The following is a 12,858-nucleotide window of genomic DNA, read 5'->3' as shown; positions in this document are numbered from 1 at the left end:
AGATGTGTATAAGAGACAGACCTTCGCGAGCAGGCTCGCTCCCACAGTTGCAGTGTTCCTGTAACTGACGAACGCAGCCTCGCTGCGCTCGTCAGCTGCTACGGGTATTGCGTAAATGCTCTGGTCAGTTGGCACCCGGCCAGGTATCGGACAGGCGATAGCCCTGTGGCCACGGGTCGCTCGGGTCGAGCAGGTGTTGATGGGTACCGGTAATCCACGCCCGCCCGGAGATGCACGGGTAGATCGCGACGCGCCCGGCCACTTCGGTCATGGAGTCGATGCGGCAATGAAATTCAGAGCCGATTATCGAGCGGCCGATAAAGCGCTCGCCCACCTTGAGCAGCCCCTTGGCCTGCAACACCGCCATGCGCGCCGAGCAACCGGTGCCGCAGGGCGAGCGGTCGATCTTGCCCGGGCGGATCACGACCGCGTTGGCGCCGCTGGCAATACCGTTCTCATACACCACAGGCGCAGCGATCTGGCAAAACGAGATATGCGACCAGTCCGGGTTCAACGGGTGGGTGAAGCCCAGTTGCTCGTTGGCGGCGCGAGTGATTTTCAAACCGGTCTCAACGATGTCCCTGGCTTCATCCGGGCTGATGGCAAAGCCCAGTTCCTTGGCATCGGCGAGTACGAAGCTGTCGCCGCCATAGGCGGTGTCGACCTTGAGCGATCCCAGGCCCTCGACTTCGATCCAGGCATCCAGGCGGTCGGCGAAGGAGGGCACGTTTTTGATCTCGACCCGTTGTACCTTGCCGTCTCGACAGTCGGCTACGGCCTCGATCAGGCCACCGGGAGCTTCGAGCACCAGTCGGGTTTGCGGTTCGGTCATGGGCAGGATGCCGCTATCGAGCAAGACCGTGGACACGCAGATCGAGTTGGAACCCGACATGGGCGGAGTGTCGGCCGGTTCCATAATGATCCAGGCCATTTGCGCCCGTGGATCCTTGGCCGGCACCAGCAGGTTGACGTGCCGGAACACCCCGCCGCGAGGCTCGTTGAGCACAAAATTGCGCAGGGTCTCGTCCCGGGCGATCCAGCGCGACTGCTCCCATACGGTAGCCCCGGGCGGCGGCGCCACACCGCCGACGATCACGTCACCGACCTCGCCCTCGGCGTGACAGCTGACCACATGAATGACTTTCGATGAACGCATGTTCTGCTCCTATTTGACCGACTTGAGGAAGGCCGCGGTTTCCGCGTGCACAGGGTTGCCGATGACTTGATCGGGGGTACCGATTTCGTGCACCAGGCCATTGCGAAAGAACGCCACGCGGTCGGATACATCCCGCGCAAAGCGGATTTCGTGGGTGACCAGCACCATGGTCATGCCGTCTTCGGCGAGCATGCGCATGGTGTCGAGCACCTCGCCCACCAATTGCGGGTCGAGGGCCGAGGTGGCTTCGTCGAACAACATGTAGTCCGGTGACATGGCCAGGGCGCGGGCAATGGCCATGCGCTGTTGCTGGCCGCCGGAAAGCTTGCCGGGGAAGGCCTTGAGCTTGTCGCCCAGGCCCACATGGGTCAGTTGCTGCACCGCCAGGGCCTCGGCTTCGGCCTTGCTTTTGCCCAGCACCTTGCGCGGCGCCAGCATCACGTTTTCCAGCACGGTGAGGTGTGGAAAGGCGTTCCATTGCTGGAACACGATGCCGATTTTCTGACGCAGGTGGTTCAGGTTGGTGGCGCGGTCGTGGACTGCAATGCCGTCGACGCGGATATGGCCTTTCTGGATCGGTTCCAGGCCGTTGATGCACATCAGCAGGGTCGACTTGCCGGAGCCGGAGCCGCCGATAATCGAGACCACTTCACCCTTGTTCACGGTCAGGCTGACGCCCTTGACCACTTCGAGGTCGCCGAAGGATTTGTAGACGTTGTCGATCTCAATCATTTTCTTGCCACCTTTTTTCCAGGCGAGCACCAAGGCGCGCAACCACCAGGCTCATGACGTAATAGATAAGGCCCGCGATGCACAGCACCAGCATCGGTTCCTGGATGCGGGTGACGATGGTTTGCGAGGCGCGCAGCAGTTCGACGATGCCGATCCACATCACCAGTGCGGTATCTTTCATCACGCTGAGCACCAGGTTGAGCCAACCGGGGAAGGCCACGCGCATGGCAATGGGCAATACGATGTAGCGCAGGTCCTGCAGGTAGCTCAGGCCCAGCGAACGGCTGGCCCGGCGCACGGTAAACGGCACTGCCAGCACGCCGCTGCGCACGATCTCGGTGAAGTACGCGGCAGCGTAGACCCCCAGCACGATGCAGCCGACGCTGAAAGCGCTGATGTTCAGGCCGACGATGCTCTTGAGCGAGTTGAACAGCACGAACTGAATGAGCAAAGGCACGCTGCGAAACACATCCAGCACCCAGGCCAGCGGCAGGCTGGCCCGTGGCAGCAAGGCACGCATCAGGCCGAACAGCAGGCCGGCAACGGTGCCGAGCAAAATCGCCCAGCTGGTCAGTTGCAGGGTGACCCATGCCCCCTGCAGCAAAAACAGAAAATCGTTCCAGGTAAAGCTGGTGGAAAACATGGGCAGTCCTCAGTAACGGAACAGTCGCCAGGCCATGAGCCGGGCTGCTGCAACGATCGCCTTGGCAATCAGGTAATACAGCACCGCGGCAATGGCGAAGTATTCAAAGGTGCGGAACGTTTTGACGTTGTAGTCCTGGGTCACACCGGTGAGGTCGTTGTTCAGGCCCACAATCACCCCCAGCGAGGTCATCAGCACCGCCCAGACCATCTGGTTGGTCAGCGGGTAAAACACGATGCGCAGCAGCTGCGGTACGACGATCATGCGGTAGGTCTGGAAGGCGCTCATGCCCAGCGAGCGAGCTGCGCGTACCTGGGTTTCGGGCACTGCCTTGAGCCCGCCGCGAAAGTTCTCGGCCAGGTAACCTGCGTTGTTGAAGGTGATCCCGGCCAGCAGGGCGACCCATGAACTGACATGCAGGCCCAGGGAGCCGAGCCCGAAGTACAGGACATAAATCTGGAACAACGAGGGCGTGTTACGGGCAATGGACACCCAGGCATTACCGGCGCCGCGCAGCAGCGGGTTTTTGCTTTCGCGCATCACCGTCAGGGCCAGGGCGATCAGTACACCGAAGATCATCGACAGGGCAGCGGTCTCGAAGGTCACCAGGGCGCCGGCGAGCATGTCCGGCAAGGCGCGCAGGGCAGAGCGCCATTGGAAGGTATAGTCAAACATGGGGTGCGTTCTCCAGTGAGGCAGCGGCTTGCAGCCACTGCGGCAAGCGCCCGCTGGCCGTGGCGCTGCACGCCGCATCCACACACTCGGCGAGGCTGGCGAAGTGAACCTTGCGGCCCACCAGGCCGGGGGCGTAATGGGCGTATTTGCCCGAGTTGGTCATCAGGTTTCTGGCGGCTGGCGGAATCACCGGTTCACCGAGCATGCACCAGCAGGTATCGCTGATAATCACCGCACCAAAGGCTTCGATCACGGCGATATGCCCGGCGGCGCGGGCCTGCTCCAGCACGGTGCGACCACAGGTGATCGCCAGTACCACGTCGGGATGACGGTGGCGGCCCTGGCACAGGCTTGCCAAACGGGCGAACTCGCTGAGGGAAAAGTGCGGGTTGCCCAATGACACCACATCCACCCTGGCATCGCGGGCGCTGTTGAGCTCCTGCCAACTGAGCCGCAATTCCTCCAGGCTGAGCTTGAGCACCGGCAGCGGCCCATCGATCACCCGTGTCGGGTCGAGAGCTTCGGGGGTAACCCCGGCGATATGAAACAGCGCTGCGGCGCTGGTGGTGGCGAAGGCCGCACCGAATGCCTTGAGATCGTCCAGGTCCGGATGCTGCTGGAGCCCGGAAACCAGCGGGATCCGGCTGCCGGCCAGGGCACCGATGTGGTAGCCAAGCAGCGGGTAGAAAGAGTCGTCAAGGTTGGACAGGGGAGGCACTTCTATATGCAAACGGGCCTTGCGCTGATCTTCCAGATGACAGCCAATCAGCGGTGCCCGGCCGGTGAGGGCGATACAGATATCCAGATAATCGGGGTACTTGAGGGTGCGTGCGCCGAGCACGCTGTTGGCGTAAACCACCGCGTTGGATTCGGCCCAGACAATCTGCTCGCCGGCCTTGGGCGCACTGTCGAGCAGATAAGGCGCGCAGGTGAAACTCAATTGTGCGCCCATGGCCATATAAGCATCGCCCAGCGCGCTGGCGGGTACACCGAGCGCCGGGTCGATACCCAGTTCGCGCCAACGGCGCTGATCCACGGAAATCGAATTGAGGGTGGTGGGTACCCGCACCTTGGCACCCCATGCCACCAGTTGTTGCGCAAAGCGCAAACTCGCCGGCCCGGTATAGATGCAGCCGTCGATATGGGCCTGGGTGATGTCCACCAGATATTTGGCGCCCTGGATATGCGCCATGCGCAAAACGATCTGCATGGCCACCTGAGCGGCCTTGCCTTGGCTGCCGTCGAGCAGTGCCCGGTCGTGTGCGGTCAGCTCGATCGAGCTGTGTGCATCTTCGGTTGGCCTGTCGTTGCGTGGTGCCGGAGTATCGTCAGGCGTTGAATCGTAAAGGCTCAAACCGGTGCCATCGACCCTGGCGAACGCCTTGCCGCGCAATTGGCCAAAGGCTTCCTTGCCGATGCACAGCACCGGCAGGGAACGTTGGAACAGGGTCTGTGCCACCAGCACGCCAAGGGTCAGGATCTCGTCGGCCTCGGCCAGCACCAGCGCAGCAGGAGCATGGCCATTGCTGATCAGTTCCATCAGCACACTGCTGCCGGTACAGGAGCCGCGCCCGCTGGGGATTGCCAGCACACGGCCGGCCAGGCATTCGCCGCTGAGCGGGTGATGGCGGTCGATCACCTCGCCGCTGAACGGGTCGACGCCGCCCCAGAAACTCAGGCCGACCTCGGCGTGCAGCAGCGGGGCGGATGCACAACCATCAACCAGGCTGCGGCCTTCAAGAGAACTTATCCCGGACATGCTGGATACCTCAGTAATAAACGTGAGGTACGGTCAGATCAGCCGGTGGAATCTCGGTCCCGACCCATTTGGTCCACAGCTCCTTGTAGCGTCCGGTGCGTACTTGCTGGTTGACGAACAGGTTCAGGTAGTTGAGCAGGCCGTACTCGTTGCGCTTGGCGCCCAGGGACACGTAATCGACCACATAAGGCGCGTTACCGGCGACCTTGAGGTTTTTGTACTTGCCTGATTTAAGGGTAGCCGCAGCCACGGTGTTGGTGACCACGGTCGCCTCGATATGGCCCTGGGCAACGGCCAGCAGGGTGTCGTTCTGCGACTGATAGGCGCGGAATGAACCGCTGCCCCAGTTTTTCACGTCTTTTTCCAGGGCGATGGCTTCATAGGTGCCGCTGGTGTTGCCCAGGGCCTTGCCCTTGAGATCTTCAAAGCTGTTGATACCGGTGTTGTCGCGGGTCAGCACCACCATCTGGAAGGCAAAGTAAGGAATGCTCAGGCCAACGGTCTTGGCCCGTTCCAGGGTGTCGGAAGTGGAGGCCACAATGACATCGGCGCGCCCGGAGACCAACGCCGGAATCCGGTCAGGGAAGGGGGTTTCAACGATTTCGGCATCGACACCGAGCACTTTTGCCAGATCGTTGCAGTAGTCCACATCAAAGCCGACGGGCTTGTTGGCCTCGTCACGGGAGCCCATGGGCGGGAAGTCCAGGGTGACGGCGCAGCGCAACTTACCCGAACCGATAATATCGTCGAGCTTGTCGGCCTGCGCCGTGGCAATAAAGGAGGTACTGAGAACAGCGCTGAGAGCTACGGCAAGTACGGGGTTTTTCATGGAAGCCTCGGAGTCGTTGAAGGGCTGTTGATTAACGGTCTTTGGATTTCGTATACGATATTTGTTTTGCAAGGCGTGTGCCGATTTTTGCCGCAGGCCGCAATAAGTGAGCGAGTGCGGTATTTGCAGGCTTGCGTGATGGCACTCTGGTACTGGAGGGGTTGAGCGGTAGCAGGGGGGTGTTACAGAAGGGAGCATTACTGTGGGAAATGCCCCACAAAGGAACACTTGCTGGCTTTTTGGCGGTATTGGCTATTTTTTGCCCTGCGGGCAGTATGGGCTAGGTACTTTTTTTGGGAGTGTGAAGCCTATGCCTATCGATGATGACTGCTGGGTGTACTACATCAATACAGACCTGATGCTCACGGCTCCGGTGAATCTGGCGCCCTTGGCACAAGCCATGGCGCCTGGAGATCTGCCCGAAGAATCAATCAGTTGCCTGCATGACAGTCAGGCTGACGGCGACCTCTATCATTCTGTTTTTGAAGCCTTTGGCCCGCAAGGCAGTTACCCCACCCCTGATGAAAGCATCAGGGCCTTGCTCGATGCCATTGAGCAATTGCCGCAAGCACTGCAGCCGTTATGGCACGCCTGTACAAAAAAGACCCTGGATATTGGCTACAACAGCGGAGTTACACCACGTTCCGTCAGCCACCCGATCCCGATCGATACGTTGCTGCGCATGCAGTCATTGGGGATCGACCTGTGTATTACGGTGTACTCGGTGGGGGAGTGAAGAACACGAAATCTTGTCGCCGCTGAGGAGCGCAGCGAGGCTGCGATCGATTGCGAAGCGGTCGTAAACCCTGAGCCCCGGATGTACTTGGCCCAACGCATTAACCGATTTTACGACTGCTGTGTCGCAGTGGCGCACCAAACCGATCGCAGCCTCGCTGCGCTCCTCAGCGACTACAAGCTAAAGCGTTGCGTACAGGCTCAATGGCTTTGCGGCAAATGCTCGAACAGGGTTTTGCACACGCCGGCAATATGCTCATCCAGCAACTTGACGGCCAGCTCAACATCGCCAGCGCGGCAGGCGTCAAGGATCTCCCGGTGTTCGTGATCGGCACGGTGTTTACCTGCCGACAAACTCATTTGCATACGCAGGTAGCGTTCCAGTTTGTCATTGACTGAGCGGATCAGGCTGATCATGAACGGTCGCTGCGCCGGCTCGTACAGGCAGGCGTGCAGTTCCCAGTTAAGCTCGGCCCAGCGGCCCACGTCATCTTCCCCGACAAACTCCTGGCATATGCGTTCGGCACGGGCAAAGGTGTCTGCGGTCATGTTGGGAATGGCCAGGCGCAGCAGTTTGTCTTCAAGGAGCATGCGCACTTCGAACATCTGCGCCAGTTCGGCCTCGGAAATGCGCGTGACCATGGCGCCGCGGTTGCGCTGGAACATCACCAGCCCTTCAGCTTCAAGTCGCTTGAGGGCTTCGCGCACGGGGATTTTGCTGACATTGAACTGGCGGGCGATATCATCCTGGCGAATCGGTTCATCTTCAGCGAAATGCCCGGCGACAATCGCATCGCGCAAATGCAGGGTGATGATTTCCGATGTGGAAGGCGAATTGCCGAGGTCGGGTGCATTGAGTTTTGGATGGGCCACGGTGGTCATCATTCGCTTGTAAAAGATATATGGTATACGAAACTCAGAGGGTAAGCCTTGTGCCAGTCGCCCTGCGGCCTGTTACCTGGCACGGGTCAGCCTGCAAATGCCAGCACATTACAGGCTAGCCTGAGCCCGACTGAAGGCTGGCGACGTAGTCGGGTTAATCCTTAACCTGCTTGATGTCCTTGCGCAGGGGTTCCCCTGCAAGGTGTCAAAAAAACACCTGATCAGGCACCGGGTCATCGCGACCTGATATGAGCTTCCAGGCCCTGTCCATTGCTGCTTTCCTGAGCCATGAGCTTGACAGCGAAGCTGTAGGCATCCGTAATAGGAGAAAATGTTAACGTTAACTTAAATAAGAACAAGAGGGACACCCATGCAACGGACGGTCAAGCGTGATTACTGGCTTATCAGCGGTTTGCTGTTTTTTTTCTTTTTTTCATGGTCTTCCAGTTACTCGCTTTTTTCCATCTGGTTGCATCAGGTCATCGGCCTCAATGGCGCGCAGACCGGCTATGTATTTGCCGCGAATGCAATCGCAGCACTGCTGATCCAGCCGTTCTACGGGGCATTGCAGGACAAGCTCGGCCTGTCCCGCAAGCTGCTGGTATGGATTGGCCTGCTGCTGTGCGCCGCCGCACCCTTCGCGATTTATGTCTATAGCCACTTGCTGGCTCAGAACGTAGTGCTCGGCGCAGTGGTGGGGGCGGTTTTCCTTGCCTTTGCCATGCTGGCCGGGGTTGGCGTGATCGAAAGTTATACCGAACGGTTGTCACGGCACGTGGGTTTCGAGTTCGGCACCAGCAGGATGTGGGGTTCCCTGGGCTGGGCTGCGGCCACCTGCATTGTGGGTGTGGTGTTCAACATCAACCCCAATATTGCCTTCTACATGAGCAGTGCTGCCGGCGTGGCGTTTTTGCTCATTCTGTTTCGACTGGACCTGAGCCGGTTCAACCAACCCGGCTGCGCCAGCGGCGCAAGTGGCGCTGCGCCCGTATCTGTCGGTGATCTATGGCAATTGCTCAAGTTGCCGCGGTTCTGGGCCTTCAGTGTCTATCTGACCGGGGTGTGCGGGATTTACATGATCTACGAGCAGCAGTTTCCGGTGTATTTCTCGTCGTTTTTTGCGACCCCGGAACAGGGCATTCAGGCCTATGGTTACCTGAACTCATCCCAGGTCCTGCTGGAGGCCGGCTTGCTCCTGGTTGCCCCTTGGGTGGTTGGCCGTACCGGTGCGAAATACGGGCTGATCCTGGCGGGCAGCATCATGTTTTTTCGCATTCTGGGTTCCGGCCTGGCTACAGAAACCTGGGCCATCGCCGTGTTCAAGATGCTGCACGCGGTTGAGGTGCCGATCCTGCTGGTCTCGGTGTTCAAATATATTGCGTTCAATTTCGACCCGCGCCTGTCTGCCTCGATCTATCTGGTGGGCTTTCACTTCGCCCAGCAACTCACCGCCATGCTGCTGTCGCCCTTGGTTGGCTACGGTTATGACCAATACGGATTTGCCGATGTTTACCTGGCCATGTCCGCTCTGGCTGGCGCCTGCCTGCTGCTGTCCTGGACCCTGCTGCGCAACGATCCACGGCAACCACCGGGCAAAAACGCTGTTGCCGAAGCGCTGGCATTACCCGCCATCACTCAATCAGTTACCCGTTATGAACCCTGACAAGGACCACCCCATGCACGCTGCACGGCTGGACATGGCCCATCGCGCCATTGAACAAACACTGCCCGAACGCGGCAACGACTATCGCCTCGCCTATCACCTGGCCCCGGCAGCCGGGTGGATGAACGACCCTAACGGCCTGGTGTTCTTTCGCGGCCAATACCACATGTTTTATCAGCATCATCCTTTTTCTGCACAATGGGGCCCCATGCACTGGGGGCACGCCAGCAGCGCCGATCTGGTGCATTGGCAGCATTTGCCCATCGCCCTGGCACCGGGTGACAGTTATGACCGTGATGGCTGCTTCTCAGGCTCGGCAGTGGTACTCGATGACACCCTGTACCTGATCTATACCGGTCACATCTGGTTGCAAGAGCCGGGTGATGACCAGCACATCCGTCAGGTCCAGTGCCTGGCCAGCAGCACCGATGGCATTACCTTTATCAAGCACGGGCCGGTCATCGACACACCGCCTGACCCGGCCATCATGCATGTTCGTGACCCAAAGGTGTGGCAGCGCCACGGGGCCTGGTGGATGGCGCTGGGGGCACGCCTTGGGGATGACCCGCAGTTGCTGCTCTATCGTTCAGATGATCTGTTGCACTGGGACTTTCTGGGCTGTGCGCTGCAGGGGCAACGTGAACTTGATGGGTATATGTGGGAGTGCCCGGATATTTTCGAGCTGGAGGGGCGCGATGTGTTGCTGTACTCGCCCCAGGGCTTGAAGCCCTGCGGATATGACAATTGGAACCTGTATCAGAACAGCTACCGCATGGGGCAACTGGACGACAAGGGTGTGTTCAAACCCGGTGGCCCGCTCCATGAACTCGATCATGGCCACGATTTCTATGCTGCCCAGACCTTGCTCGCACCAGATGGTCGTCGCTTGTTATGGGCCTGGATGGACATGTGGGAAAGTCCGATGCCCAGCCAGGCCGAGCACTGGTGCGGGGCGCTGACATTACCCCGTGAAGTCAGTCGCGACGGTGATCGACTGCTGATGCGTCCGGCCCGCGAGCTGATTGCATTGAGGCAGGCGGGGCAGGTGCTGCAGATAGGTGCGCTGAAGTCTGCCAATCAGTTGCTGGATACCTGGGGGGCGCTGCTGGAGATTGAACTTGAGCTGGATATTGCCGCCAGCAGCGCTGAACATTTTGGTCTGGCATTGCGCTGCAGCAATGATCAGCAGGAGCGTACCTTGCTGTATTTTGATGCCATGGCCCGGCGCCTGGTGCTCGACAGGCAACATTCCGGCGCCGGGGTGAGCGGAGTTCGCAGTGTACCGATCGCGGCAGGGCAGACACGTATTGCCCTGCGAATTTTTCTCGATCGCTCATCCATCGAAGTGTTCGTCGACGATGGCGCCTGGAGCCTGAGCAGCCGAATTTACCCAAAGACTGACAGCCTTGCGCTGCGGGCTTATGCCGTCAATGGCACAGGCCATTTTGGCGAGGCCCTGGTGTGGGGGCTGGCGGATCTGAAGCTATGAAGTCAGGCCTTTTGGCGCAGGGCGCGCCGTCCTTGCTCATGCTGTTCTGACGCTATCAGGCATGACATCATGCCCGGTCAGACACGTATGGCGCGTACCCATGGCTTCAGTAAAAGATGTTGCACGGCTGGCGGGGGTTTCCCTGATGACCGTTTCCAGGGCCCTCAACACCCCGGGAAAGTTGAATCAGGAGACCCTGGCAAAAGTGCTGCAGGCCGTCGAGACCCTGGGTTATGTGCCCAGTCTTTCTGCGCGCAAGACCCGCGGCGGCCACTCCAGTGGCAAGACCATTGGCATCTTTGCCCTGGATACGGCCACCACTCCTTTTGCCGTTGAAATGCTGCTCTCGATGGAGCGTACGTCCCGCGAGCATGGCTGGAACGTGTTTATCCTCAACGTGTTTGAAGCCCCGCCCTGCCAGAAGGCCATCGAGTTGATGCTCTCCCATCAACCGGACGGCATCATCTTCAGCGCCATGCAGCTTCGCCGGGTGGAAATTCCGCAGGTACTGCGCAGCATACCGCTGGTTCTGGGCAACTGCGTCAGCACCGAAACCGGCATTGCTTGCTATATATCAGACGATGAAGACGGGCAGTATCAGGCGGTACGCCAAGCGCTGCGACAGGGCTACCGCCGTCCGCTCTGCATAAACCTGCCGCAAAGCAGTATGGCCTGGGGGTTGCGCCAACGCGGACTGGCCCGCGCTCTGGACGAGGCCGGGATCAGTGCCGCGCAACTGCCTCAGTTCGACCTGCCCGACGATGACGGCTATCAGCACACCCTTGTGGTGCTGGAGCAACAGCTGCTAGCGGGTAATGGAACTCCGCCCTTTGACCTGCTGATTTGCGGCAACGACCGGATTGCCCTGGTGGCGTATCAGTATCTGCTCAGTCGCGGCTTGCGTATTCCGCACGATGTGGCGGTACTGGGGTTTGACAATATGGTGGGGGTTGCCGAGCTGTTTTACCCACCCTTGAGCACCGTGCAGTTGCCGTATTACGAAATGGGTCGCCGCGCGGCACTGCATCTGATCGAAGGCCGGGACGACTGCGCCATCCACAAGATTGCCTGCCCGCTGGTTGAGCGCGACTCCTGCTGACCCGTTCGGGGGGTAAATCCAGGCATGAAATCTGGTAAGGCCAATTCATTAAAAAAATAATTGGTCTTGCCAATATTTTTTCCTCCGTGTAGTTTTCGAGCCGCACCCATTGTGGTCTCGCCAATACCCGGTAGCCCTTGCGCTATCGACGGAGAATAAAAAATGCTGACTGTGATCTGTAACGAACCCCGCTTGCTCACCACCCTCGAAAGCCCTATTCCCGAGCGTCGCCCCGGTGAAACCCTGATCAGGATCAAACGCGTGGGTGTGTGCGGTACCGACTTGCACATCTTTACCGGTAACCAGCCGTATCTGGAGTACCCGCGGGTGATGGGCCACGAATTTTCCGGCATCGTCGAGGCCAGCGAAGAGGGCAGCGCCCTGGTGCCGGGCGATGTGGTCTACGTGATGCCTTACATTTCGTGTGGTACGTGCATCGCCTGTCGGCAGGGCAAGACCAACTGCTGCTCGCGCATCCAGGTGCTGGGTGTGCACTGTGACGGTGCCTTTACCGAGTACCTGAGTGTCGCCCATCAGTTCATTCACAAGGCCGTCGGGGTGACCCTGGACCAGGCCGCAATGATCGAATTCCTGTCCATTGGCGCCCATGCGGTGCGCCGTTCGAACCTTCAGGCCGGGCAACGCACGCTGGTAGTCGGTACCGGTCCGATCGGCATGGCCGCGGCGATTTTTGCCGGCTTGCGCGGAGCGCAGGTCACGGTGCTGGATACCCGTGACGACCGTCTGGATTTTTGCCGCAAACATCTGAATATTCACGCAGCGGTGAAGATTGGCGACGGCGATAAAGATGCGCTCGCCGACCTGACCGATGGCGATTTTTATGATGTGGTTTTCGATGCTACCGGCAACGCCCGGGCCATGGAGCGTGGCTTTGAATTTATCGCCCACGGTGGCACCTACGTGATGATCTCGGTGGTGCGTGACACGATCACCTTCTCCGATCCCGAGTTCCACAAGCGCGAAGCCACCCTGATGGGCAGCCGCAATGCCACCGTCGAAGATTTCCGCTATGTGGAGCAATGCCTGCGCGACGGCCTGATCCCCGATCAGGCGCTCAACACCCACCGTATTCCCCTCAACGAAGTGGCCAGCCGTTTCTCCACGCTGCTGGATCCGCAGCAGGGCGTGGTCAAGGCCATTATCGAGTGCTAGCAGCGCACCCTAACCGTTGAGGA

The 12,858-nt window shown here is 59.6% G+C and carries 12 protein-coding genes; 5 read left to right on the top strand and 7 right to left on the bottom strand.

Going from position 1 to position 12,858, the window contains the following annotated elements:
- Positions 1–124: 124 nt before the first annotated feature.
- The 6 genes from QN377_RS12675 to QN377_RS12650 are packed head-to-tail and all read right to left on the bottom strand — an operon-like array spanning position 125 to position 5,794.
- A complete protein-coding gene (locus tag QN377_RS12675) occupies positions 125–1,156 on the bottom strand; it encodes a trans-3-hydroxy-L-proline dehydratase (protein WP_095017990.1) in 1,032 nt (343 codons plus the stop codon).
- Positions 1,157–1,165: 9 nt separating this feature from the next.
- On the bottom strand, positions 1,166–1,888 hold the full coding sequence (locus QN377_RS12670; protein WP_095017989.1) for an amino acid ABC transporter ATP-binding protein: 723 nt from the start codon (positions 1,886–1,888) through the stop codon (positions 1,166–1,168).
- Entirely contained in the window at positions 1,881–2,531 is a 651-nt protein-coding gene (locus tag QN377_RS12665; protein ID WP_095000330.1) for an amino acid ABC transporter permease, read from the bottom strand. The genes QN377_RS12670 and QN377_RS12665 overlap by 8 nt, the downstream gene beginning before the upstream one ends.
- Before the next feature lie 9 nt (positions 2,532–2,540).
- Positions 2,541–3,206, bottom strand: coding sequence for an amino acid ABC transporter permease (locus QN377_RS12660; protein ID WP_095000329.1), 666 nt, complete (start codon positions 3,204–3,206; stop codon positions 2,541–2,543).
- A complete protein-coding gene (locus QN377_RS12655; protein WP_095017988.1) occupies positions 3,199–4,965 on the bottom strand; it encodes an aconitase X in 1,767 nt (588 codons plus the stop codon). The genes QN377_RS12660 and QN377_RS12655 overlap by 8 nt, the downstream gene beginning before the upstream one ends.
- A 10-nt stretch (positions 4,966–4,975) precedes the next feature.
- On the bottom strand, positions 4,976–5,794 hold the full coding sequence (locus tag QN377_RS12650; RefSeq protein ID WP_095026449.1) for a transporter substrate-binding domain-containing protein: 819 nt from the start codon (positions 5,792–5,794) through the stop codon (positions 4,976–4,978).
- A 310-nt stretch (positions 5,795–6,104) separates the two neighbouring features.
- Here QN377_RS12650 and QN377_RS12645 point away from each other — a divergent pair, with 310 nt between their 5' ends.
- Entirely contained in the window at positions 6,105–6,530 is a 426-nt protein-coding gene (locus QN377_RS12645) for a hypothetical protein (RefSeq protein WP_179291882.1), read from the top strand.
- A gap of 200 nt (positions 6,531–6,730) precedes the next feature.
- Here the strand turns inward: QN377_RS12645 and QN377_RS12640 are convergent, their stop codons facing one another.
- Positions 6,731–7,411 carry a GntR family transcriptional regulator gene (locus tag QN377_RS12640; protein WP_086797300.1) on the bottom strand — a complete coding sequence of 227 codons (681 nt, stop codon included), beginning with the start codon at positions 7,409–7,411 and terminating at the stop codon, positions 6,731–6,733.
- Between the two features lie 370 nt (positions 7,412–7,781).
- Between QN377_RS12640 and QN377_RS12635 the strand changes: the two genes are divergently transcribed.
- The 4 genes from QN377_RS12635 to QN377_RS12620 all read left to right on the top strand — a co-directional run bounded on the left by QN377_RS12635 (position 7,782) and on the right by QN377_RS12620 (position 12,835).
- Positions 7,782–9,074 carry an MFS transporter gene (locus tag QN377_RS12635; RefSeq protein ID WP_095019982.1) on the top strand — a complete coding sequence of 431 codons (1,293 nt, stop codon included), beginning with the start codon at positions 7,782–7,784 and terminating at the stop codon, positions 9,072–9,074.
- 13 nt (positions 9,075–9,087) lie between these two features.
- Positions 9,088–10,563, top strand: a complete 1,476-nt coding sequence (locus tag QN377_RS12630; protein ID WP_322212947.1) for a sucrose-6-phosphate hydrolase — start codon at positions 9,088–9,090, stop codon at positions 10,561–10,563.
- Between the two features lie 100 nt (positions 10,564–10,663).
- Complete coding sequence (locus QN377_RS12625) at positions 10,664–11,662, top strand: LacI family DNA-binding transcriptional regulator (protein WP_095019980.1); 999 nt, start codon at positions 10,664–10,666, stop codon at positions 11,660–11,662.
- 162 nt (positions 11,663–11,824) lie between these two features.
- On the top strand, positions 11,825–12,835 hold the full coding sequence (locus tag QN377_RS12620; protein ID WP_095000323.1) for a zinc-binding alcohol dehydrogenase family protein: 1,011 nt from the start codon (positions 11,825–11,827) through the stop codon (positions 12,833–12,835).
- Positions 12,836–12,858 lie beyond the last annotated feature (23 nt).

Origin of the sequence: Pseudomonas sp. CCC4.1 (genome assembly GCF_035019225.1) — a bacterium.
Taxonomy (GTDB): Bacteria; Pseudomonadota; Gammaproteobacteria; order Pseudomonadales; family Pseudomonadaceae; genus Aquipseudomonas; species Aquipseudomonas bubulae.
The sequence above is the reverse complement of the archived record's forward strand: the minus strand, read 5'-3'. Positions and strand labels throughout refer to the sequence as shown.

Coding starts and splice junctions, on each gene's coding strand:
- QN377_RS12665 (WP_095000330.1), bottom strand. CDS start 2,531: ATGTTTTCCACCAGCTTTACCTGGAACGATTTTCTGTTTTTGCTGCAG.
- QN377_RS12675 (WP_095017990.1), bottom strand. CDS start 1,156: ATGCGTTCATCGAAAGTCATTCATGTGGTCAGCTGTCACGCCGAGGGC.
- QN377_RS12625 (WP_095019980.1), top strand. CDS start 10,664: ATGGCTTCAGTAAAAGATGTTGCACGGCTGGCGGGGGTTTCCCTGATG.
- QN377_RS12650 (WP_095026449.1), bottom strand. CDS start 5,794: ATGAAAAACCCCGTACTTGCCGTAGCTCTCAGCGCTGTTCTCAGTACC.
- QN377_RS12640 (WP_086797300.1), bottom strand. CDS start 7,411: ATGACCACCGTGGCCCATCCAAAACTCAATGCACCCGACCTCGGCAAT.
- QN377_RS12655 (WP_095017988.1), bottom strand. CDS start 4,965: ATGTCCGGGATAAGTTCTCTTGAAGGCCGCAGCCTGGTTGATGGTTGT.
- QN377_RS12620 (WP_095000323.1), top strand. CDS start 11,825: ATGCTGACTGTGATCTGTAACGAACCCCGCTTGCTCACCACCCTCGAA.
- QN377_RS12660 (WP_095000329.1), bottom strand. CDS start 3,206: ATGTTTGACTATACCTTCCAATGGCGCTCTGCCCTGCGCGCCTTGCCG.
- QN377_RS12635 (WP_095019982.1), top strand. CDS start 7,782: ATGCAACGGACGGTCAAGCGTGATTACTGGCTTATCAGCGGTTTGCTG.
- QN377_RS12645 (WP_179291882.1), top strand. CDS start 6,105: ATGCCTATCGATGATGACTGCTGGGTGTACTACATCAATACAGACCTG.
- QN377_RS12670 (WP_095017989.1), bottom strand. CDS start 1,888: ATGATTGAGATCGACAACGTCTACAAATCCTTCGGCGACCTCGAAGTG.
- QN377_RS12630 (WP_322212947.1), top strand. CDS start 9,088: ATGCACGCTGCACGGCTGGACATGGCCCATCGCGCCATTGAACAAACA.